Here is a 21,392-nt window from a genome sequence, read left to right as displayed (position 1 = left end):
GTTCGAGGCGACCCTCACGGACGCGCCGCCCGTTCCGCCGGACTGAACCGTCGCCACGAGCGGAGAGCCCCCGACCGACGCGGTTGTCCACAGGGTCGGAGCGGGATGCGCACAGAAGTCCTAATCTGGCGGGAGTAGCAGTACGTAGCGACACCGGGGGAAGCGATGACGGAGCGACGCGGGAACGGCGGCCAGGGGCGCCGGTACGGCGGCGGGGGCCGTGGCGAGGGCGGCGGTCGCGGCGGCGGGGGCCGCAGGCCCGAGCCCGAGCCCATCCGCGGCAGGCGCGACGAGGCGCGCCTGTCCGAGGAGCTCCTGAAGATGCAGGGCGCCTCCTACGGGCGTTACAAGTCACTCAAGGGTGACTGGGACTTCGGTGACTTCACCCTCACCGTGCAGCGGGTCCAGGCCGACCCCTTCGCGCCGCCCTCGCGCGTCCGCGTCCTGCGTCCCGACGCCGGTATCCCCGCGAGCGCCTTCGCCGACCCGGTACGCCGCCGGGCCACCGCCGACTACCTCGGGCGGCGTGCCCGCCGTCTGCTGCGGGGGTCGCTGCTGAAGATCGACACCGGCGGCCAGGAGGTCATCGCCCGCTCGTCCTGCCAGGTCACCGAGGACGGGGCCCTCGACCTCCGGATCGGGGTGGACCTGCCCGGACACGGCCGCCGGATCGACGGTCGCACCGCCGAGCGGGAACTGTGCCGCACCCTTCCGGCGCTGGTCGACGACCTCGACTGGGACGAGATCGACGAGACGGAGGCCGTGGCCTTCGCCGACAGCGTGGCCGACACCGTCGCCCTCAGGGCGGGGCTGGCCGACCGGGGTCTGGTCGCCTTCGTCGCGGACGGGGCGATCCTTCCCCGGCGCAGCGGCGTGAGCGACCAGCCCATGGCGGGGGAGGGCGTGGTTCCCTTCTCCGCACCCGAGACCCTGCGGGTGAGCGTGGACCTCCCGCACGCGGGCACGGTCACCGGGATGGGGGTGCCCGAAGGCATCACCCTGATCGTCGGCGGCGGTTTCCACGGCAAGTCCACCCTGCTGCACGCCCTGGAGCGCGGTGTCTACGACCACGTGCTCGGTGACGGCCGCGAACTGGTCGTGACCAGGGAGGACGCGGTCAAGATCCGGGCGGAGGAAGGGCGCGGCGTGGAACGGGTGGACGTCAGCCCCTTCGTGCGCAACCTGCCCACCGGTGCCGACACCCGCGACTTCCGCACCGAGAACGCCTCGGGTTCCACCTCGCAGGCGGCCAACATCTGCGAGGCGGTGGAGGCAGGGTCGCGCACCCTGCTGGTGGACGAGGACTCCACCGCCACCAACCTGATGATCCGCGACGAGCGCATGCAGACCCTGGTGCACGGCGACCGGGAACCCCTGGTGCCGTTCGTGGACCTGGTGCGGCCCCTGCACCGTGAGCACCGGGTCTCCACGGTCCTGGTCATGGGCGGCAGCGGCGACTACTTCGACGTCGCCGACCAGGTGATCATGTTGGACGCCTACCACCCGCACGACGTCACCGAGAAGGCGCGCACCCTGGCACGCGACCGTGTCGACGCCGAGTTCACCCTGCCCCGGGCCCGCGTGGTCGACCCCGGGTCGGTGGATGACGACACCACGAAGGGGCGGAGCCGGATCAAGCGCCGGGACATGGACGTGCTGGTCTACGGGGAGGGCGACATCGACGTGCGCTCGGTGGAGCAGTTCGTGGACCCCGGACAGATCACCGGTGCGGGTCTGGCCCTGCGCGCCCTGGTCCGGGGGCAGCACCTGGACGGCCGACGGACCGTGGCCGAGGCCCTGGACTCCCTGGAGGAGACCCTGGCCAAGGAGGGCGTGGGCCTGCTCGGTACGGACTTCGGCGGCGACTACGCCCTGCCGCGCCGACACGAGATCGGCGCCGTCCTCAACCGGCTGCGGACCCTGAGAGTGGTCCGCCACCGCTGACGGCGTGTGCCGCGCCCACGGCGTCCGGCGCGGCGGGCCCGAGCGAGCGGAGCCCGGGCCCCTGTGGTCGCCCGGGCGCCCACTCGCGACCTCAGAACGCCCTGACCAGAAGGGCCACCAGGATGGTGGCGCCCACGGCGGTGTCGTACACCATGCACCACTCGGCCAGGGACCGCGAGATCACCTTCCGGGTCCACCAGTGCACGGAGTCCCAGGCGGCGTGCGCGAGCAGACCGACCGCGACCACCGCGACCGCTGCCTCGGGGGACACCACCAGTGTGAGGAGCCCGGCGCCGCCGAACACCGCCAGCGCGGGGGTCTGGAGCGCGAACACCCCGGGGCGGCGCAGGGGCCCGCGCACCAGTCCGACCGCGACCAGCAGCACCCCCAGCACCAGGACGAACGGCCAGGACGGCAGGCCCGCCGCCTCCAGCAGGAAGTGGAGGGCGATCACCGAGCCCACCATCAGCCAGCTGGTCCGGGGCCGGTCCAGGACCGCGACGGCCAGGTACATGACCGGAAGGGTGAACAGGAGGAACACGAGCCCGCCGCTGTCTCCGCCCACCGTGACGGTGAGCGCGGCGGCCGTGGCGGCGGTCAGCGCGGGCCACCAGCGCCCGAACGTCGTGGCGGGGGCGCCCCGCGCCCCGGCCGCACGACCACCGTCGGGGCCGACCGCCCCGCCTCCGGCGGAGCCGAGGTCGTCGGCTCCGGAGGGGAACCGGGCCGGTGTCACCGCCGGGGCGCCCCCGGCGGCCCGGCGGCGGACGTCGCCCCGCGCGTCGTGGCCGGTGTCCGCGTCCCGGTAGGCGCGGACGGGGGAGGAGGTGGACGGACGAGCCTTCGAGGACCGGCCGCCGGAAGGTGGGGATGTCATGCCGACCAGACTGCGCCGGCCCGCGGGCGGCGGCCAGGCGTAGGCTGGGACGGGTCCGAAATCCTGGGAATCCTGTCCGGACGGACCCGGTCGGGGGAGTGACCGTCATGGACGCACGCAGAGTCGTGATCGTGGCCTACGAGGACGCGGAGCTCCTGGAGATCTCCTCGGTCACCTCGACCCTGGCCACCGCCAACGATCTCCTCCCCGACGGGCCCGCCTACGAGACGACCCTGGCGACGCCGGGCGCGGCGCCGGTCCGCTGCTCCTCCGGCCTCACGCTCCAGGGCCAGGCGGCGTTGGAGGAACTGCGGGGTCCGCTCGACACCCTCGTGGTCTCGGGCGGATGGGGGCACCGGCGGGCGGCTGCCCACGCCCCGCTCGTCGCCCACGTGCGCAGACTCGCCCGGGAGAGCCGCAGGGTCGCCTCGGTGTGCACCGGTTCGAGCGTGCTCGCCGCCGCCGGGCTGTTGGAGGGTCGCCGCGCCACCACCCACTGGCACTTCGCTCGTGAACTCGCCGACCGCTACCCCGGGGTGACGGTGGACCCGGCGCCGATCTTCGTCCACGACGGCCCGGTGTCGACCTCGGCCGGGGTCACCAGCGCGCTGGACCTCACCCTGGACCTCGTCGCGCAGGACCACGGTCCGGCCCTGGCCCGGTTGGTCTCCCGGGTCCTGGTCACCTACTTCCAACGCCCCGGGAACCAGGCGCAGATGAGCGTGCTGACCACCCTCGACCCGGAGAACCTGCTGGTCCGGAAGGTGCTCACCTACGTCCGCGACCACTTGGACGGCGACCTCTCCACGGGCGCTCTCGCCCGCACGGCAGGGGTGAGCTCCCGCCACCTGCGCCGACTCTGCCTGGCGCACACCGGCCACACCCCCGCCCATCTCGTCCGCCGCGCCCGGGCCGAGGCCGCAGCCGACCTCCTGGAGTCCACCGCCCTGCCGGTCACCCGGGTGGCCGCCCTCTGCGGGTTCGGCTCCGCGGAGACCCTGCGCCAGGTCTTCGTCGAGTTCTACGCGACCCCGCCCTCGCGCTTCCGGGCGGTGCACCGGCGTCCCTGACGGTCCGGCCCCCCGGCGTGTGGTCGTCGTCACCTCCGGGGGCGCCGGGACCGGTCCCACCCGCATCGGGTCGGTATGGTGGAAAAGCAGGGCACAGCGACCCCGCCGCGCGCCGCTCGCGCCCTTCGGGCAGGCCAGTACGGGTGCGTCGCCGTCCTGCGACCCCGACCAGTTTTGGAGACGAGAACCCGGTGCGCGACCCCGCAGAACTGTACGAACTCCACCCCGGCTTCGACGACGTCACCGGGCTGGTGATGCTCGTCTGCCTGGACGGCTTCGTCGACGCCGGAAACGTCGGCAGCCAGTTGTCCGACTCGCTGTTCGAGCGGTTCACCGCCGAGGAGGTCGCGACCTTCGACACGGACCTGCTGGTGGACTACCGCGACCGCAGGCCGCAGATGACCTTCGTCGAGAACACCTGGACCGACTACCGGCCGCACAAGCTGGCCCTGTACCGGATGCGTGACGAGGAGGGCCACCCCTTCCTCGTCCTGCACGGGCCCGAGCCCGACCTCGCGTGGGAGGGCTTTGTCGCCGCCGTGACGGGGCTGGTGGACCGGTTCCGCGTCTCCCTGTCGATCAGTGTCAACGGCATCCCGATGGCCGTGCCGCACACCCGGCCGGTGACGGTCACGCCGCACTCCACCCGTCCCGAACTGATCGCGGGGCACACCCCCTGGATCGGTCGGGTCGAGGTGCCCGCCAGCGTGGCCGCCCTGCTGGAGTACCGGCTGGGGGAGCAGGGTCACGACTTCGTCGGCTACACCATCCACGTGCCCAGTTACCTGGCCCAGTCCACCTACCCCCGGTCGGCCATCGCCGCCCTGGAGTACGTGGCCGGGGCGACCGGTCTGGCCCTGTCCACCGAGGCCATGGAGGAGGTCGCCGCCGCCACGGACGTGGAGATCGCCGAACAGGTCGCCGCTTCCGAGGAGGTCCAGCGCGTGGTGGCCAACCTGGAACGCCAGTACGACGACATCATGTCCTCGCGCTCGGAGGAGGGCGGCGGCCCGACCCCGCTGACCGACGACGACTCGGGACTGCCCACCGCCGACGAGCTCGGCGCGGAACTCGAACGCTTCCTCGCGGAACGCGAGGGAGACGGAAACGGATGACCGTGTTCTACCAGATCCTCTTCAGCTCGGTCCTGCGCCACATGGACGCCGAGACCGTCCACAAGCTGAGCTTCGCCGCCCTGCGCGGCGTCACCGCCGTACCGGGCGTGGCCGAGGCCATGGGCAGGGTCCTGGGCCCGCGCGAACCCGAGCTGACCGTGCACGCCTTCGGCCGTGAGTTCCCCGGCCCGCTGGGCATGGCGGCCGGTTTCGACAAGAACGCCGAGAGCCCGCGCGGTCTGGCCGCCCTGGGCTTCGGCTTCGTCGAGGTGGGCACCGTGACCGCCCACCCGCAGCCGGGCAACCCCAAGCCGCGCCTGTTCCGGCTGGTGGCCGACCGCGCCATCGTCAACCGCATGGGCTTCAACAACGAGGGTTCCGCCCTGGTCGCCGAGCGGCTGCACCACCAGCGCCGGGGCCCGGTCCTCGGGATCAACATCGGCAAGACGAAGGTGACCCCGGAGGAGGAGGCCCCCGCCGACTACGCGCTGAGCGCGCTGCGACTGGCCCCCTTCGCCGACTACATGGTCGTCAACGTCAGCTCGCCGAACACCCCCGGCCTGCGCAACCTCCAGGGTGTGGAGCAGCTGCGTCCCCTGGTCGCGGCAGTACGCGCGGCCCTGGCCGAGGCGGGCCGACCCGACCTCGCCCTGCTGGTGAAGATCGCCCCCGACCTGGCCGACGAGGACGTCGACGCCGTCGCCGACCTGGCGCTGGCCGAGGGCCTGGACGGGATCATCGCCACCAACACCACCATCTCCCGCGCCGGGCTGGACTCTCCCGGCGCCGAGGTCGAGGCGGCCGGGGCCGGGGGCCTGTCGGGCGCCCCGCTCAAGGAGCGCTCGCTGGAGGTCCTGCGCCGTCTGCGTTCCCGTGTGGGCGACCGCGTGACCCTGGTCGCCGTCGGCGGTGTCGAGACCCCCGAGGACGCCTGGGCGCGTGTCCGGGCGGGGGCCACCCTGGTCCAGGGTTACACCGGGCTGATCTACGGCGGTCCGCTGTGGCCGCGCCGCATCCACCGGGGCCTGGCCCGCCTGGTCCGCGAGGCCGGGTACCGCTCCGTACAGGAGGCCGTGGGCTCCGACGCTCCCGCCCCGGCCCTGACGGTGGTCCGGGAGGCCCCCGAGGCCAGCTGACCGGCGTCGCGGGCGGTCGGCGGTGTCCCGTCGCCCGCCCGCGCGTGTTCGGGCCGCCCCTACCAGTCGCCGTCCCAGTCCGGCGGGTACACGCGGCCGGGTTCGGGTCCGCCGAGGGCCTGGCCGCTCGTGACGAAGACGTAGTCCCGGGCGCGCAGCCGCTCGATGATCTCCGGGACCGCGGCGAGCGTGGCGGGCTGGGGGTCGTGCAACAGGACGACAGCGCCCGGTTCGACCTCCGCGACCACGTGTTCCACGATCTCGTCCCGGTCGTGGCCCTCCCAGTCGCGGCTGTCCACCGTCCAGGCGACCTCCGCCATGCCCTGGGCGGCGATCTCCTCGTGCACGGCCTCGTCGGTGGCCCCGAACGGGGGCCGGAACTGTTCCACGGTGAACCCGGTCTGCCTGCGGACCATCGCGCTGACCGCCGCCGTCTGCGCGGGCAGGCGTTCGGCGTCCATCGTGTTCATGTGTTCGTGTTCGTCGCCGTGGCTGGCGATCTCGTGCCCTTCGGCGTAGGCGCGGCGCAGGACGCTCGGCCGGGTCAGGGCCGGTCCGCCGTTGAGGAAGAACGTGGCGCTCACCTCCTCCTCGGCGAGGAGGTCCAGCAGGTGCGGGGTGGCGTCCACGGGGCCGTCGTCGAAGGTCAGGGCGACGCACCGGGTGATCCCGTCCTGGCAGTCGACGCCGGGGTCGCCCGCCGTCACCGCGCCGGGGGGCGGGTCGTCGCTCGGGTCGTCCTTCCCGGCCTCCCCGGCGGACGGCGGGAGCAGGTCGGGTTCGTCCGCGAGGGAGGCCTCACGGGCCCGTTCTCCGAGGTCGGACAGGAGTGGTCGGGCCCGATCGTGGTCGACCACCACGGCCCGGCGCCCGGGTGAGCTGTCGGGTACGTGCCCGTCGACGATCGGTGACAGGTGCCCGTCGTCGAACTCCACCACGAGGTCCCCGGCGGCGTTGAACCCGATCGAGTCGTAGGTCCGCAGCACCGGCTGGAGGGCGTTCGGGTCCACGTCGGCCAGGTCGGCGAGCTCCTCGCGCGCGATCCCGTTGAGCAGGCCCAACTCCTCCTGCCCGCGCAGGAGTTCGGTGGAGGAGGACACGGCCCCGGAGCGGGCGTCGTACCAGTAGGTCGAGTAGCCCTCCCGCAGACCGTGCATGTCCTCTTCGGTGCGCACCAGCCGGACGCCGACGAGGCCCTCCCCGGCGGCGACCAGCTCCCAGCCGATGTCGAGGCGCACCGGGTCGCGGGTGCCCGCGCGAAAGTCCCGTACCTCCTGGTCCACCCGTGCGGCCAGGCCCTCGGACAGGCTTGCGGCGCCCTCGATCTCCGGGTAGGCGACGCTGATCTCCACGCCCGCCGGATCGACGGGGTGCCCGGGGAAGTCACGGGCCTCGCCCCGCCACTCGCCGATCCCGTCCACGGACCGCTCGGACAGCACCGTGAGCCGCTGCGGGTCGCCGCCGCCCGCGCCGGGGTTCGCGCTCCCGCAGGCGGCCAGCGGCAGGGCCAGGAGCACCAGCACGGCCCCGGCCCGGAACGGGCGCGGGCGCCCCGAACGGGCGCGCGCAACGGTTCTGACCGGTCCTGCTCTCCTCGGCGCCAACACCCGACTCCCTCGTCCCTGTGGGGGTTCTCCCCCGGCCGCTGGCAGCAACATAGGGGACGGGGCCGCGGCCTCCGGGCCGGTGACCACAAGTGGTCACCGGCCCGGAGGCGCGGGTCAGGCGGAGCCGTCGGCGGTCTCCCGCTCCTCTTCGTCGGGGGTGCCGTCCACGTACTCGCGTCCGGGTTCGGTGGTGCCGAGCAGCTGCGACACCGTGACCATCGTGAACCCGCGCTCGTCCAGCAGACGGATGGCGTCGATCGACGCGTCGATGGTCGTGGGGTGGATGTCGTGCATCAGGATGATCGCGCCGTCGGAGGCTCCGTCCAGGACGCGTTTGCGCACCACGCTGGCCTTGCGGTCCCGCCAGTCGTTGGTGTCCACGCTCCACAGGATCTGTGCCAGGCCCAGCTCGCGGGTGACGTCGGCGACCTTCGCGTTGGTGGCTCCGTACGGGGGGCGCATGAGGTCCATGGTGTAGCCGGTCTCCCGGTACACCAGGGCCTGGGTCGCCTCCAGGTTCTCACGGGCGGCGCCCGCCGACAGCTCGGTCAGGTTCGGGTGGTCGAGCGTGTGGTTGGCGATCTCGTGCCCCTCGGCGTAGGCGCGGCGCACCACCCACGGGTGTTCCGTGACGGGCAGGCCGGTGACGAAGAAGGTGGCCCTCGCGTCATGGGCGGCCAGCGCGTCCAGGAGTTCGGGGGTGCGCCCGCCGGGACCGTCGTCGTAGGTCAGCGCCACGCACGTGGTGTCGGGGTCGGCGCAGTCGACGGTGTCGTCGCGCGGGGCGAGCACGCCGGGCGCGGTGGGGGCGGAGCCGTCCTTGTCCGCCTCCGGGGCACGGTCGATCGTGAACGCGCGAACGCCCGTCGTGGCGGCCGCGCGCGCCCGCAGCCCGAACTCCGACAGCAGGGGCTCGGCCTCGTCCCGGGGGATGACCGCGTGCACCCGGCCCGCGCTGGCGGGGGCCACCTGGCCGGAGTCGAACTCCACCACCAGGTCGCCGTCGGGGTTGAAGCCGACGGAGTCGTAGAGCGCGCTGATCGGGTGCAGGGACGAGGGTACGGCGTCGGTGCCGGCCACCGCCTCGCGCACCCTCTCGTTGAGCTCGGCCAGTTCGGTCTGCCCCGCGATCAGTTCGCTGGAGCCGTGGACGGCGCCCGTGTCGGTCTCGTACCAGTAGGTGCTGTGCCCCTCCCTGGTCTCCTCGGAGTCGGTCTCGGCGGTGGTCAACCGAACCCCGAGGACACGGTCTTCGGCGGCGGTCAGGCCCCACTCGCCGACGAAGGAGCGCGCACCGGGGTTGGCGGCCTCGAAGGCCCGTACCTGGGTGGTGAGGGTGCGGTCCAGGAAGTCGGTCAGCGGCGCGGCGTGGGGCACCGCCGGGTAGGTGACGGTGACGTCGGCGCGTCCGTCGTGGGCGAGGGTCACCTCCTCGGTCCCGGGGACCGCGTCGGGGGAGACCGTGGTCAGTTGGTCGGGCTCGCCGGTGGCGGGGGGACCATCCCCGCCCTCCGAGGAGTGATCGCCGGTGTCGTCCGCCAGGGCGCTGTCCTCCAACGGTCCTCTGGGTCCGGAGACGGACAGCACCAGTCCCAGCACGACGACCACCGCGGTCGCGACCGTGAGGAGGGGGTGGTCGGGAGCCATGGTCTGCCGGTCTTGCTGCTTCACCTGGGGTTCTCCACGTTCATCGTCAGACGAACGTTCGTGGGGGTGACGGGGGAGAGGGCCCCCACGCACGCTGGTTGTCGGGTGTGATGCCGCGAACACGGGGCGGGTTCACGCCGAGTGGGCGATGGCCACGCCGGGTGTAGGGGCAGAGGGGGTGCTCCCTATACTTGCAGCCGTGGAAGGTACACGCTCCGCCTTTGGTCTCCCCGAAATCCCTTCGGGACGGGTGTCGCGTGTCGAGAGAGGGAACCCGGTGCGAGTCCGGGACTGCCCCGCAGCGGTGAGTGGGAACGAACGTCGCCTAGAGCACTGGTGATCCGACCTGAGAAGTCGGGAACTGGGAAGCGGTGACCAGTAGGAGTCCGGCGGTCACGCCGGAGGTGCCCACGAGTCCGAAGACCTGCCTCCACCCGGCGGCGCACCCGTGCCGTCGGTGGTCCCGTGCCCCGAGGGAGGGCCGAGGGCGGAGACGATCGTACGCCGCGAGGCGTCCGTCGGCGTGTCCGCGTCCTCACCTCCTCGTGGTCGGTGCCCGGCTTTCGACGAGGGAGAGAAGCTCCATGCCCAGCACCCCGGCCTCCCGGCCGTCCGTGCGTTCCACCGTGCACGGCTACCCGCGCATCGGCCCCCACCGCGAACTCAAGCGCGCCAGCGAGTCCTACTGGAAGGGCGGCACCACGGCCGCCGAGCTCGACACGATCGCCGCCGACCTCCGTCTGGGCGTGTACTCCCAGCTCAGGGAGGCGGGCGTCGACGACCTGCCGTCCAACACCTTCTCCTACTACGACCAGGTGCTGGACACGGCGGTCCTGTTCGACCTCGTCCCCTCCCGGTTCGCCTCCCCGGCCCAGGCCGGGGACCGCGACGAGCAGCTGCGCCGCTACTTCGCGCTCGCCCGGGGCGAGCAGGGCGCCCCGCCGCTGGAGATGACCAAGTGGTTCGACACCAACTACCACTACCTCGTCCCCGAACTCTCCCCCAGCACCCGGCCGCGCCTGGTCGGTGACAAGCCGGTCGCCGAGTTCCGCGAGGCGGCTGAGGCCGGGTTCCCGACCCGGCCCGTGCTGGTGGGCCCGCTGACGTTCCTCCTGTTGGCCAAGGCCGCCGACGACGCTCCCGAGGGATGGGAGCCCATCGAGCTCCTCGACCAGCTCCTGGACGCCTACGCCCGGCTCCTGGCCGACCTCAGGGAGGCCGGCGCCACCGAGGTCCAGCTGGACGAGCCGATCCTGGCCACCGACGAGGGCCGCGCCTGCGTCGGTCACCTGGAGCGCGTCTACGACCGTCTGGGCGCCCTCACCGACCGTCCCGCGCTCCTGGTCTCCACCTACTTCGGTTCCATCGGCGCCGCCGCCCTGCGGGTGCTCAAGGACTCCCCGGTGGAGGCGGTCGGCCTCGACCTGGTCACCGACTCCGAGGGCGTCGAGGACCTCGCGGCCGTCTCCGGACTGGGCTCCACCCGCCTGGTCGCGGGTGTCGTGGACGGGCGCAACGTGTGGCGCACCGACCTGCCCGCCGCCGTGGCGGAGCTGGGCACCCTGCTCGCCCTCACCGACGAGCTCACGGTGAGCACCTCCTGCTCGCTGCTGCACGTGCCCATCGACCTGGACGCCGAGACGGCGCTCGCCCCGGAACTGCGGGCCGCGCTGGCCTTCGCCAAGCAGAAGGCGGGGGAGGTGGCCCTGCTCGGCCGTGTCCTCAGCGAGGGCGGCGACTCCGCGTTCGACGCGTCGGCCACGGGGACCCCCTCGTTCACCGACGCCCGTGTGCGGGCCCGGCTGGACGCCCTGGGTCAGGACGCCTACGAGCGGCCCGAGGACCGTGGGATTCCCACGGACACCACGCTCACCACGACCACCATCGGTTCCTTCCCGCAGACCGCCGAACTGCGCCGAGCCCGCGCCGCCCACCGCCGTGGAGAGCTGGCCACGGAGGAGTACGAGCGCACCCTGCGCGCGGAGATCGACCGCGTCATCGCGCTCCAGGAGGAGATCGGCCTGGACGTCCTCGTCCACGGCGAGCCCGAGCGCAACGACATGGTCCAGTACTTCGCCGAGCAGCTGGAGGGCTACGCGACCACCGAGAACGGCTGGGTGCAGTCCTACGGTTCGCGGTGCGTGCGCCCCCCGATCCTGTTCGGTGACGTCTCGCGCCCCGAACCGATGACGGTCGAGTGGATCACCTACGCGCAGTCGCGGACCGACAAGCCGGTCAAGGGCATGCTCACCGGTCCGGTCACGATGCTCGCCTGGTCCTTCGTCCGCACGGACCAGCCGCTGGGCGAGACCGCCCGACAGGTGGGTCTGGCCCTGCGTGACGAGGTCGCGGACCTGGAGCGCGCGGGCATCCGCCACATCCAGGTGGACGAGGCGGCGCTGCGCGAACTACTGCCCCTGCGCGAGGAGCAGCGGGCGGCCTATCTCGACTGGGCGGTGAACTCCTTCCGCCTGGCGACGTCCGGGGTGGCGGCGAGTACCACCATCCACACGCACATGTGCTACTCGGAGTTCAACCAGATCGTCGGCGGCATCGAGGCCCTGGACGCCGACGTCACCAGTGTCGAGGCGGCCCGGTCCCGTATGGAACTCGTGGAGGCCCTGGGCCAGCGCGGCTACAAGCGCGGTATCGGCCCGGGCGTGTACGACATCCACTCGCCCCGCGTGCCCTCGGTGGAGGAGATCGAGGCGTCCCTGCGCCTGGCCGCCACGCACGTGGACGCCGGGAACCTGTGGGTCAACCCGGACTGCGGGCTGAAGACGCGGGGCTACGCGGAGGCCGAACAGGCCCTGCGCAACATGGTCGAGGCGGCCCGCCGGGTCCGCGCCGACCTCCCGTAGTCGGGAACCGCGCCCGAACGCGCGACGAAGGGGGCCGCGGCGACGCCGCGGCCCCCTTCGTGCCAGGTCCGTTCGGTGACCGCGCCGGTCAGCCCGCGAGGGCGGCCAGCGCCTCGTTCCCGGCGTTGAGCATGATCTCCTGGACGTCGTCGGAGAGCTCCAGGTCCTCGCGGCCGCCCCGGGTGGTGTCCAGGTAGTAGGTGACCGTGATGACCACGTTGTCCTGGCGCAGCAGCACGGTGGCCTCCGGGAGCCTGTCGCCGAGCCGCTCGGACCGGGTGACGAGCAGGTAGGACTCGCTGCCCAGGTCGAGCTCCTCGTCCACCTCGACGTCGTCGGCCTCGTAGCGGTCCGAATCGTGTTCGCCCCGGATGCGCTCCAGCGTGTAGTTCAGGTCCTCGGAGGCGGCCTCCGGGGAGTCGCTGGCGCTGTAGGGGAGCTTGTAGGCGATCTCGAGGGAGCCGAAGCCGTCACCGGAGTTGTTGTCCGGGAGTTCACCGAGGCCGGAGCAGCTCGACGAATTGTCGGAGACGTACTTGCGGCCGCTGTCGCGCAGGTCGAAGTCGGTCTGGATCTGCTCGGTGAACGACTCGCAGGGCTCGGTGGGCAGGGCGTGCGGCGGGTCGCCGAGCGCGCCCCCCGCGACGGGCTCCTCCTCGGCGGGCTCCTCCTCCACGGGCTCCGCCTCGGGGGCCTCGGAGGTCTCGTCGGGGCCCGCGGCGATCTCCTCGCCGCCGTCACCGCTGCCGTTGGTGACGAGCATGACCACCACGGCGATCACCAGGATGACGATGACGACGCCGCCGCCCATGACCACCCACAGGCCGGCCTTGCTGCCTCCGCCGCCCTGCTGGGGCGGCGGGACCGGCGGGTAGCCGGGGGGACCGCCGGGGCCTCCCGGACCGGGTCCGTAGGGTGGCTGTCCGCCCGCGTACATGCCCTGGTCCTGGCCGGGCGCGCCCGGGTAGGGGCCCTGACCGTAGCCCGGCTGGCCGCCCGTGGCGGCGTCACCGTAGGGGGCTCCCTGCGGCTGCCCGTAGGGCGGCTGTCCGCCGGTGCCGTCGCCGCCGTAGGGGTTCTGCGGTGGCTGGTTGTAAGGTCCGTTTTCGCTCATGGCTCCCCTCGCCCGGTGATGTGGTGACCGTCTTGTGTGAGGCGCTCGTTGGCGCCCGTGGGTTCTCACGAGTTCCCGTGGTGGCCACCGGCGGATCGCCGGGTGGGTGACAGCACGGGGAACCGTGGGGGAGGGCGGCCCGCCTCGGACGCCGTGACCGCGGGCGAGAGCGGACGGGTGAGAGCGGGAGTTCCCCGTGTCGTGAGGAGGTCCCCGGTTCCAACGGGGCACCGACCGCCGCATGTGGAGCCAGCGGGTCGGTTTCCCGCGGGCCAGGGGTCGGGACGCCTTGCATCCTAGCCGTGGCAGGTGCTGCCAGGGCAGGCCGGACCTGGGGTTAGGGACCGAATCGTCATCGTTTCGTGCCACTCGTACCCGAAGTCACCCTTGGTGTGACGTCATCGTGATGTCCGGGTGTGGACGCGCGGGTGGGGGTTCGGGTAATGGCTTCACGGGCTGTCGGGTCGGCGTCCCGCGACCTCCACGCCGCTGACCTGCGCAGGCGGGACGCACCGGGTTTGCGTGCGGGATGTGACGCCTGTGGCCGGTTGTGGCCAGGGTGCGGCCACGCCGCACCCCGCCCCGAGAGCTCAGAACATCGAGATGTGGACGTGGTCGAAGTGGTTCTCGGTCATGTTGCCCCGGTCGGACATCGCACGCCAGCCCTCGTCGCCGCGCCGCACGTCCCAGATCTGCTGCCGGTAGATGACGTACATGATCCCCAGGTCGTCGGCGTTCTCCCTCGCCCACTCGGAGATCTCCCAGCCCCGGTCGATCTGCTCCTGGTCGGGCATGCCGCCGTTCGGGTGCAGCATGAAGTCGCAGGCGCGCCCCTTGGGGTGTTCTCCGACCACCCAGCCGCCGTCCGGCCGGTAGCAGCCGACCCCGCCCACGTCGTCGCCTCGGCCGAACCGCTCGATCACCAGGTCCCGCATCTGTTCCGTGCGGGGGGTGATGCTGTTGTGCGGCTGCATGGGCTGGTTCGGGTGGTCGGCGATCAGGACGTGCACCTCCGAACGGCGCTCCTCCAGCTCGTCCATGTCCTCGGAGGCCTCGTCCAGCCGCTCCTGGGCGCTGCGCTGCGCGACCTCGTCGCGGGACAGCGCCTGGTTCAGGTGGTCGATCTTCTCCTGGTTGGTCGTGGACAGGTAGTCGATGACCACCGCGCGGTCGATGACCTCGTCCGGCTCGGCCTCCACGAACAACGACATGGCCGGGTCGATGCCACCGCTGGTGTAGGTGGCCACGGCCAGGGACACCACCTGGTCGCGGGCGTCCTCGACCTCCTCGCGGGTGGCGTCGGCACGGTCCCCGGCGCGTTCGGCCTCCTCCATCACCGCCTCCATGTCGCGCAGTTCGCCTTCGAACTCCTCGGTCAGGGCGGCGGCCCGGTCCTTGAGGTCGCTCATGCTCTCCGGTTCGCGGGGCGGCGCTCCCGGGGCCGGAGCGGCGGAGGCGGGCAGGAGCGGCAGGGCGGTGGCGGCGACCAGCGAGAGACAGAGCGCGGCGATCCGGGCTCCACGGGGCGGGGCCGCCGAGGCCAGCCCGGACAGGGCGCCCGCGCCCAGCGCGCGGGCGCCCTCGGCCAGGTCGGCCAGGGCCTCGCCCCGGGTGCGGGACGGTGGGTCGGGCGCCCAGAAGTCGGCGTGGCCGTCGGTCTGCGCCGCGCCCTGGAACTGCTCGGTGTCCTCGAACTGCACGGTGTGGTCGCTCCTCGGACCCACGCGCGTCCCCCTGCGGGCACGGGGCGTCGTGGGTGCGTCTGCTCGTCTTCTCCCGGGCGGGCGCGGCGGCGGTGGGGCCGCGGCGGCCCTCGGTACTCGCGGCGCGTGTGCGCCGACGAAGAGTCACGGGACGGTCATGAGTCTAGGCACTCGTGAGGACTCGCGGGCGGGAGAGTGCGGTAGGACTCTCCGGCAAAAGCCTCAATGTGTTCAAAATAACCATATTCACGGCGAGTAAAGTGATGAACCGACCCGGTCGGCCATGGTTGAGTTGACGGCGTGAAGGCTCCTGAGCACGGTAAAGCGACTCCCGCCGCCACGGCGAAGACCACCCGGCGGTGCGTTCCGCTGCCCGGCGGCCGCTGTCGCATGCCCCGTTAGCCGCCTCGGACCCCGAGCCGCGCCCGGCGCACCGCGCCGGGGCCACCCCCCGGGGGCCGTCCTCCGCCGCTCCGCGATCGCCGCGGGTACCGGCGCGCCGCCCCGCACGCCAGGTGAGCGCTTCGTACGCTCGGGTGTGGGCGTCACACCCGCGCCGGGCCCGGAGCGCATCCGCGCCCGTGAGCGCTCCCTGGGACACCACCGCCAGACGTCGATGGGAAAACCGTGATTGACGCAGTGGGTCTACACAAGACCTACAGGTTGAAGAAACGCCAGGTGCACGCTCTCAACGATGTGGACCTGTCGGTCGAGTCCGGCGAGATCTTCGGGGTCGTGGGCCAGAGCGGTGCCGGAAAGAGCACCCTCCTGCGCTCGGTGAACCTGCTGGAACGCCCCGACGCCGGTTCCGTGCGCGTGGGGGAGGAGGAACTCACCTCCCTGCGCGGGTCCCGTCTGCGAGCGGCCCGCAGGCGGATCGGCATGGTGCACCAGCACTTCGCCCTGCTCTCCTCCCGCACGGTGGCGGGCAACGTGGGCTTCCCCCTGGAGGTCGCCGGGGTCTCCCGCGCCAGGCGCGCCGCCCGGGTGGGCGAGCTCCTGGAACTGGTGGGGCTGGGGGACAAGGCGCGCGCCTACCCCTCCCAGCTCTCGGGCGGCCAGAAGCAGCGGGTGGGCATCGCCCGCGCCCTGGCCTCCGACCCCCAGGTGCTGTTGAGCGACGAGGCCACCTCGGCGCTGGACCCGGCCACCACCGACTCGATCCTGTCCCTGCTGCGGCGCCTGCGGGACGAGCTGGGCCTGACGATCCTGCTGATCACCCACGAGATGGACGTGATCAAGCGGATCTGCGACTCCGCCGCGATCATGGAGGACGGGCGGTTCCTGGAGTCCGGCCGCGTGCTGGACCTCATCGGCACCCCGGGCTCCCTGCTGGCCCGATCCCTGTTCCCGCTTCCGGACAACGGGGGTCCCCAGAGCGTGGTCATCACCTACCCGCGCTCCTTCGACGAGCCCTTCATGTCCGAGCTCACCCGCCGGTTCGACGTGGACGTGAACATCCTGGGCGGCGGCGTGGAGCAGGTCGCCGGACAGTCCGTCGGGCGGCTGAGCGTCGACATGCGCGGGGAGCGCCGAGCCGACGCGCTGCGCTACCTGTCCGAGCACGGCCTGCTGGTCGAGGAGGCCGGAAAGTGACCCTCAACCCCGCCGACGTCCTCGTCCTCGCGGAGGACGGCAACGCGCTCACCGCGATCGGTGACTTCGTCGCCGACTGGCCCACCATGTGGCCCAACCTGTGGCTGGGCACCCTGGACACCGTCTACATGGTGTGGTGGGCGACCGTCTTCAGCGTCCTGATCGGTCTGCCGCTGGGGGTGCTGCTGGTCGCCACCGACCGGGGTGGCCTCGTCCCGGCCCCGGCGGTGCGCGCCGTACTCAGCGCGGTCGTCAACATCGGCCGCTCCCTCCCCTTCATCGTGCTCATGGTGGCGGTGCTCTCCCTCACCCGCTTCCTGGTCGGCACGACCCTGGGCCCGACGGCCGCGATCGTGCCGTTGAGCATCGGGGCCATCCCGTTCTTCGCCCGTCTGGTGGAGACCTCCCTGCGCGAGGTCGACCGCGGGGTGGTCGAGGCCGCGCACGCGATGGGGACCCGCAGGCTCACGATCGTGGGCAAGGTGATGCTGCCCGAGGCCATGCCCGGTCTCATCGCGGGTGCGGTGATGACCGTGGTCACGCTCATCTCCTACTCCGCGATGGCCGGCGCCATCGGCGGCGGTGGCCTGGGCGACCTCGCCATCCGCGAGGGCTACCAGCGCTTCAACGACCACTACCTGTGGGCGACCGTCATTTTGTTGATCGTCATCGTGCAGGTGGCGCAGAGCCTCGGCGACCTGCTCGTACGCAGGCTGTCCCGGCGCTGAGCCGCGCCGCGGCCCCCCGCCTTCCCCCACCCCCTCCCGAACTGTCCGGATTCAACGGCGAGGAGAAGTGATGACAGGGACGAAGACGCTGCGGGGGGCCGCTGCGGCGGGTGCGGCCGCGGTCCTGCTGGCGGGCTGCGGCAGCCCCAGTGAGCGGGCGGGCGGCGGCGAGGGGGAGGAGGGCGTCGTGACCCTGAGGGTCGGCGCCACCCCGGTGCCGCACGCGGAGATCCTGGAGTTCGTCGACGAGCGGCTCGCGGCCGACGCCGGTCTGGCCGTCGACGTGGTCGAGTACACCGACTACAACCAGCCGAACGCGGCCTTGGCCGAGGGCGAACTCGACGCGAACTACTACCAGACGGTCCCCTTCCTGGAGGAGTACCTGGAGGGCAACCCGGGCACCGACCTGTCCTACGTGGAGGACGTGCACCTGGAGGCCTTCGGCCTGTACTCCGAGAGCGTCACGGATCTGGAGGACCTCCCCGAGGGCGCCCGGATCGCGGTGCCCAACGACCCGTCGAACATGGACCGCGCCCTGCGGCTGCTCGCCGAGAACGGCGTGGTCACGCTGGCGGAGGACACCCGGGGCCAGGCGTCGGAGTCCGACATCGAGGGCAGCCCCCTGAACGTCTCGGTCACCGCGGTGGAGGCGGCCCAGCTGCCGCGCTCCCTCCAGGACGTGGAGGCGGCCGTCGTGAACGGCAACTACGCCCTGGAGGCGGACCTGCCCGCGGCCGCCCACACGCTGGCGCGGGAGGAGACCGAGGACAACCCCTACGCCAACGGTCTGGTGGTGCGCGCGCAGGACCGGGACTCGCCGGAGCTGGAGCGGCTCAACGAGCTCCTGCACAGCGAGGAGGTGCGGGACTTCATGGAGGAGCGCTGGCAGGGGATCGTCATCCCGGCCGGTCGGGCCTCCGACTGACCGTTACCGTCCGTCCCCGCCTGCGGGGACGGACGGTAACGGTTGAATCTCGGGGAGGTGTCTCTCCGTTGACTCGCCGAGGGGCGTCTGCTTCGGTGATTGGGAGCGCTCCCAAGCGATGTCCACCCGCCACGGAAGGTGCGTACCGAAGCAGTGAGCAACCCGAACGACTTCCCCGAAGGCTTCCTCTGGGGGGCGGCGACCGCCTCCTTCCAGATCGAGGGCGCCACCACCGCCGACGGTCGAGGCCGCAGTATCTGGGACACCTTCGCCGAGACCCCCGGCAAGGTCCTCAACGGGGACACCGGTGACCCCGCCGACGACCACTACCACCGCTACGCCGAGGACGTCGCCCTCATGCGGCGCCTCAACCTCGGCGCGTACCGCTTCTCCGTCGCCTGGCCGCGCGTCGTCCCCGACGGGACCGGCCCCGTGAACCAGGCCGGGCTGGACTTCTACGACCGCCTGGTCGACACCCTCCTGGAGGCCGGTGTCCAGCCCTGGGCCACCCTCTACCACTGGGACCTGCCCCAGCCCCTGGAGGACGCCGGAGGCTGGCCCGCCCGCGACACCGCCTACCGGTTCGCCGAGTACTCGTCGGTGGTCGCCGAGGCCCTCGGCGACCGGGTCGCCCACTGGATGACCATCAACGAACCCTGGTGCGCCGCCTTCCTGGGCTACGAGAACGGCCACCACGCCCCCGGTCGCCAGGACCCCGCCGCGGCCCTGGCCGCCACCCACCACCTGCTGCTCGGCCACGGTCTCGCCGCCCAGGCGATCCGGTCCACCGGCCACCCCTCCAAGGTCGGACTGGCGCACAACCAGGCGGTGATCCGTCCGCACGGGGCCGCCGCCGCCGACGTCCGCGCCGCCCGCCGGGCCGACGGGGTGCGCAACCGCATCTTCACCGACCCCCTGCTCAAGGGCGCCTACCCCGCCGACGTCCTGGCCGACCTCGCCCACGTCAGCGACTTCGCGTTCGTGCGCGACGGCGACCTGGAGACCATCGCCGCGCCCCTGGACTTCCTCGGCATCAACTACTACTCGCCCGAGTTCGTCGCGGGCTCCGCCCAGGGCATCGACCCCGCCCTGGTCAGCGGCGACGGTGACGCCTGGCTGGGCGCGGGCCCCGACGAGGTGCACGTCTCACAGGGGCTCCCCGTCACCCACATGGGCTGGGAGATCGACCCCAGCGGCCTGTACGACGTCCTCCAGCGCCTGGCGGGGGAGAGCGGCGGCATCGACCTCTACGTGACCGAGAACGGCTGCGCGTTCGAGGACACCGTCAGCGAGGACGGCGCGGTCCACGACCCCGACCGCACGGACTACTACGAGGGCCACCTCCGGGCCGCGAAGGAGGCGATCCACGCCGGGGTGCCGCTGCGCGGTTACTTCGCCTGGTCACTTCTGGATAATTTCGAGTGGGCATGGGGATACTCCCGCCGGTTCGGGATCGTCCACGTGGACTACGAGACGCAGGAGCGCGTGGTCAAGGACACCGGACTCTGGTACGCGGAACTGGCCGCGACCGGCCGTTTCCCTGAGCGGTAGACCACCGCGCACGCACCACCGGGTCCGCGGGACGTCCTCGCACGGGCGCCCCGCGGACCTCGTGCGTCCGCACCGTGCCCACCACACCACCGCCGCCGGGCGACCGGCGGCACGACGTCCAAGGAGCCTCGAAGTGGCCAAGAGCGGAGGTCGGCAACGGCCGACCCTGGAGATGGTGGCGGAACGGGCCGGGGTCGGCCGGGGCACCGTCTCCCGGGTGATCAACGGGTCGTCCCAGGTCAGCCCGAGGACCCGGGAGGCCGTCCACGCCGCGATCGCCGAACTGGGCTACAGCCCCAACCAGGCGGCGCGGACCCTGGTCACCCGCCGCACCGACACGATCGCCCTGGTCGTGTCCGAATCGAGGGACCGCCTGTTCGCGGACCCCTTCTTCGCCGACATCATCCGAGGTGTCAGTTCGGTCCTGCACGAGCGGGACCTCCAGCTCATGCTCACCACCGCCAGGGGCGAGGCCGAGCACAAGCGTGTGGGGGAGTACCTCAGCGGTTCGCACGTGGACGGCGCCCTGCTGGTGTCCCTGCACCGGGACGACCCCCTCACCGCGCGGCTGGCCGAGTCCGGGGTCCCCGTGGTGCACGGGGGGCGCCCCTACTCGGAGGCCCAACCCGCGCCGTTCTGCGTGGACATCGACAACCTCGACGGAGCGCGGACGGCCACCCGGTACCTCGTGGACGCCGGGTACTCCCGGATCGCCACGATCACCGGCCCGCAGGACATGAACGCCGGGGTGGAGCGACTGCGCGGCTACCGGGAGAGCATGGCCGGCGCCGGACGCGGGGCGGACCCGCGACTGGAGATCCAGGGCGACTTCAGCGTGGAGGGCGGGGCCCTGGCCATGGCACGCCTGCTCGACCAGGGCGGTAACCCCGACGCGGTCTTCGTCGCCTCCGACATGATGGCGGTGGGCGCGGTCCGCACCCTGCGCGAACGGGGGCTGAGCGTGCCCGGGGACGTCGCCGTGGTCGGGTTCGACGACACCCTCATGTCCCGGCACAGCGACCCGGCGCTCACCACCGTCCACCAGCCGACCGTCCGGATGGGGCAGGAGATGGCCCGGCTCCTCGTGGACGTGGCGATCCCGCGCACCGCCGAGTCCGAGACCATCCTGCTCGACACTCGGCTCGTGGTGCGCGACTCCGCCTGAGACCGGCCCCGCGGGCCCCGCCACCGGGGACGTTCGCCCCGCGTGAGCGCTGGACTCCCATGTGCCGCCTGTGCGAGGCTGGTCGCGATTGCGCGGAAGACGGTGGGGGCACATGAAGTCGACGCGGGAACCGACCCATTCCAGGTGCGCGATTTCCGCGTGCGGCTGGTGCGACCGGGACGGCGACCGTTGCCGGTTCTGCGCCGGGACGGGGTGGTGGCGGCCGGAGCGGCCGCACCGGGAGGTCAACGGGCTGGTCGTCTGGCACCGGGTCGAGGAGCCCTGCCGGGGCTGCGCCGGGACCGGCAAGGAGCACAGCTCGACGGCGGCGTCCTGAGCCCGGCGCGGGGCGG

General features: G+C 72.5%; 16 protein-coding genes and 1 riboswitch. Of the genes, 11 read left to right on the top strand and 5 right to left on the bottom strand.

Going from position 1 to position 21,392, the window contains the following annotated elements:
* Positions 1-165: 165 nt before the first annotated feature.
* Complete coding sequence (locus tag ABZ635_RS01740) at positions 166-1,944, top strand: ABC-ATPase domain-containing protein (RefSeq protein ID WP_357757264.1); 1,779 nt, start codon at positions 166-168, stop codon at positions 1,942-1,944.
* Between the two features lie 91 nt (positions 1,945-2,035).
* Here the strand turns inward: ABZ635_RS01740 and ABZ635_RS01735 are convergent, their stop codons facing one another.
* Positions 2,036-2,821, bottom strand: coding sequence for a hypothetical protein (locus tag ABZ635_RS01735; RefSeq protein WP_357757262.1), 786 nt, complete (start codon positions 2,819-2,821; stop codon positions 2,036-2,038).
* A 107-nt stretch (positions 2,822-2,928) separates the two neighbouring features.
* Between ABZ635_RS01735 and ABZ635_RS01730 the strand changes: the two genes are divergently transcribed.
* The 3 genes from ABZ635_RS01730 (at position 2,929) to ABZ635_RS01720 (ending at position 6,142) form a co-directional block, all read left to right on the top strand.
* A complete protein-coding gene (locus tag ABZ635_RS01730; RefSeq protein ID WP_357757259.1) occupies positions 2,929-3,891 on the top strand; it encodes a DJ-1/PfpI family protein in 963 nt (320 codons plus the stop codon).
* A 191-nt stretch (positions 3,892-4,082) separates the two neighbouring features.
* Positions 4,083-5,006: a PAC2 family protein gene (locus tag ABZ635_RS01725; protein ID WP_357757256.1), complete on the top strand. Its 924-nt coding sequence runs from the start codon at positions 4,083-4,085 to the stop codon at positions 5,004-5,006.
* Entirely contained in the window at positions 5,003-6,142 is a 1,140-nt protein-coding gene (locus ABZ635_RS01720; RefSeq protein WP_357757253.1) for a quinone-dependent dihydroorotate dehydrogenase, read from the top strand. The genes ABZ635_RS01725 and ABZ635_RS01720 overlap by 4 nt, the downstream gene beginning before the upstream one ends.
* 59 nt (positions 6,143-6,201) lie before the next feature.
* Here ABZ635_RS01720 and ABZ635_RS01715 read toward each other — a convergent pair whose 3' ends face one another.
* On the bottom strand, positions 6,202-7,665 hold the full coding sequence (locus ABZ635_RS01715; protein ID WP_357757250.1) for a polysaccharide deacetylase family protein: 1,464 nt from the start codon (positions 7,663-7,665) through the stop codon (positions 6,202-6,204).
* Positions 7,666-7,863: 198 nt separating this feature from the next.
* Positions 7,864-9,396, bottom strand: coding sequence for a polysaccharide deacetylase family protein (locus tag ABZ635_RS01710; RefSeq protein ID WP_357757418.1), 1,533 nt, complete (start codon positions 9,394-9,396; stop codon positions 7,864-7,866).
* Positions 9,397-9,627: 231 nt separating this feature from the next.
* Positions 9,628-9,843, top strand: a riboswitch (cobalamin riboswitch).
* Between the two features lie 137 nt (positions 9,844-9,980).
* Between ABZ635_RS01710 and metE the strand changes: the two genes are divergently transcribed.
* The gene (gene metE / locus ABZ635_RS01705) at positions 9,981-12,257 is read left to right on the top strand and encodes a 5-methyltetrahydropteroyltriglutamate--homocysteine S-methyltransferase (protein ID WP_357757247.1); all 2,277 of its coding nucleotides are present in this window, start codon (positions 9,981-9,983) and stop codon (positions 12,255-12,257) included.
* Between the two features lie 88 nt (positions 12,258-12,345).
* Here the strand turns inward: metE and ABZ635_RS01700 are convergent, their stop codons facing one another.
* Positions 12,346-13,371, bottom strand: a complete 1,026-nt coding sequence (locus ABZ635_RS01700) for a DUF3558 domain-containing protein (protein ID WP_357757244.1) — start codon at positions 13,369-13,371, stop codon at positions 12,346-12,348.
* Positions 13,372-13,961: 590 nt separating this feature from the next.
* Complete coding sequence (locus ABZ635_RS01695) at positions 13,962-15,071, bottom strand: hypothetical protein (RefSeq protein WP_357757242.1); 1,110 nt, start codon at positions 15,069-15,071, stop codon at positions 13,962-13,964.
* A 642-nt stretch (positions 15,072-15,713) separates the two neighbouring features.
* Here ABZ635_RS01695 and ABZ635_RS01690 point away from each other — a divergent pair.
* The 6 genes from ABZ635_RS01690 (at position 15,714) to ABZ635_RS01665 (ending at position 21,376) form a co-directional block, all read left to right on the top strand.
* Positions 15,714-16,670 (top strand): ATP-binding cassette domain-containing protein, encoded by a 957-nt coding sequence (locus tag ABZ635_RS01690; RefSeq protein ID WP_357757415.1) that lies wholly within the window; start codon positions 15,714-15,716, stop codon positions 16,668-16,670.
* A complete protein-coding gene (locus tag ABZ635_RS01685) occupies positions 16,667-17,398 on the top strand; it encodes a methionine ABC transporter permease (RefSeq protein ID WP_357757239.1) in 732 nt (243 codons plus the stop codon). The genes ABZ635_RS01690 and ABZ635_RS01685 overlap by 4 nt, the downstream gene beginning before the upstream one ends.
* 70 nt (positions 17,399-17,468) lie before the next feature.
* A complete protein-coding gene (locus ABZ635_RS01680) occupies positions 17,469-18,323 on the top strand; it encodes a MetQ/NlpA family ABC transporter substrate-binding protein (protein WP_357757236.1) in 855 nt (284 codons plus the stop codon).
* Between the two features lie 153 nt (positions 18,324-18,476).
* Positions 18,477-19,874 (top strand): GH1 family beta-glucosidase, encoded by a 1,398-nt coding sequence (locus tag ABZ635_RS01675; RefSeq protein WP_357757234.1) that lies wholly within the window; start codon positions 18,477-18,479, stop codon positions 19,872-19,874.
* A 133-nt stretch (positions 19,875-20,007) separates the two neighbouring features.
* Positions 20,008-21,039, top strand: coding sequence for a LacI family DNA-binding transcriptional regulator (locus tag ABZ635_RS01670; RefSeq protein ID WP_357757230.1), 1,032 nt, complete (start codon positions 20,008-20,010; stop codon positions 21,037-21,039).
* 112 nt (positions 21,040-21,151) lie between these two features.
* Positions 21,152-21,376, top strand: a complete 225-nt coding sequence (locus ABZ635_RS01665) for a hypothetical protein (protein ID WP_357757227.1) — start codon at positions 21,152-21,154, stop codon at positions 21,374-21,376.
* The last annotated feature ends 16 nt before the right edge of the window (positions 21,377-21,392 follow it).

It is taken from the genome of Nocardiopsis sp. NPDC007018 (assembly GCF_040635075.1).
Taxonomy (GTDB): Bacteria; Actinomycetota; Actinomycetes; order Streptosporangiales; family Streptosporangiaceae; genus Nocardiopsis.
The sequence above is the reverse complement of the archived record's forward strand: the minus strand, read 5'-3'. Positions and strand labels throughout refer to the sequence as shown.

Excerpts from the sequence above, each read along its gene's own strand:
- ABZ635_RS01740 (WP_357757264.1), top strand. The coding sequence starts at position 166 with ATGACGGAGCGACGCGGGAACGGCGGCCAGGGGCGCCGGTACGGCGGC.
- ABZ635_RS01735 (WP_357757262.1), bottom strand. The coding sequence starts at position 2,821 with ATGACATCCCCACCTTCCGGCGGCCGGTCCTCGAAGGCTCGTCCGTCC.
- ABZ635_RS01680 (WP_357757236.1), top strand. The coding sequence starts at position 17,469 with ATGACAGGGACGAAGACGCTGCGGGGGGCCGCTGCGGCGGGTGCGGCC.
- ABZ635_RS01720 (WP_357757253.1), top strand. The coding sequence starts at position 5,003 with ATGACCGTGTTCTACCAGATCCTCTTCAGCTCGGTCCTGCGCCACATG.
- metE (WP_357757247.1), top strand. The coding sequence starts at position 9,981 with ATGCCCAGCACCCCGGCCTCCCGGCCGTCCGTGCGTTCCACCGTGCAC.
- ABZ635_RS01730 (WP_357757259.1), top strand. The coding sequence starts at position 2,929 with ATGGACGCACGCAGAGTCGTGATCGTGGCCTACGAGGACGCGGAGCTC.
- ABZ635_RS01700 (WP_357757244.1), bottom strand. The coding sequence starts at position 13,371 with ATGAGCGAAAACGGACCTTACAACCAGCCACCGCAGAACCCCTACGGC.
- ABZ635_RS01665 (WP_357757227.1), top strand. The coding sequence starts at position 21,152 with ATGAAGTCGACGCGGGAACCGACCCATTCCAGGTGCGCGATTTCCGCG.
- ABZ635_RS01710 (WP_357757418.1), bottom strand. The coding sequence starts at position 9,396 with ATGGCTCCCGACCACCCCCTCCTCACGGTCGCGACCGCGGTGGTCGTC.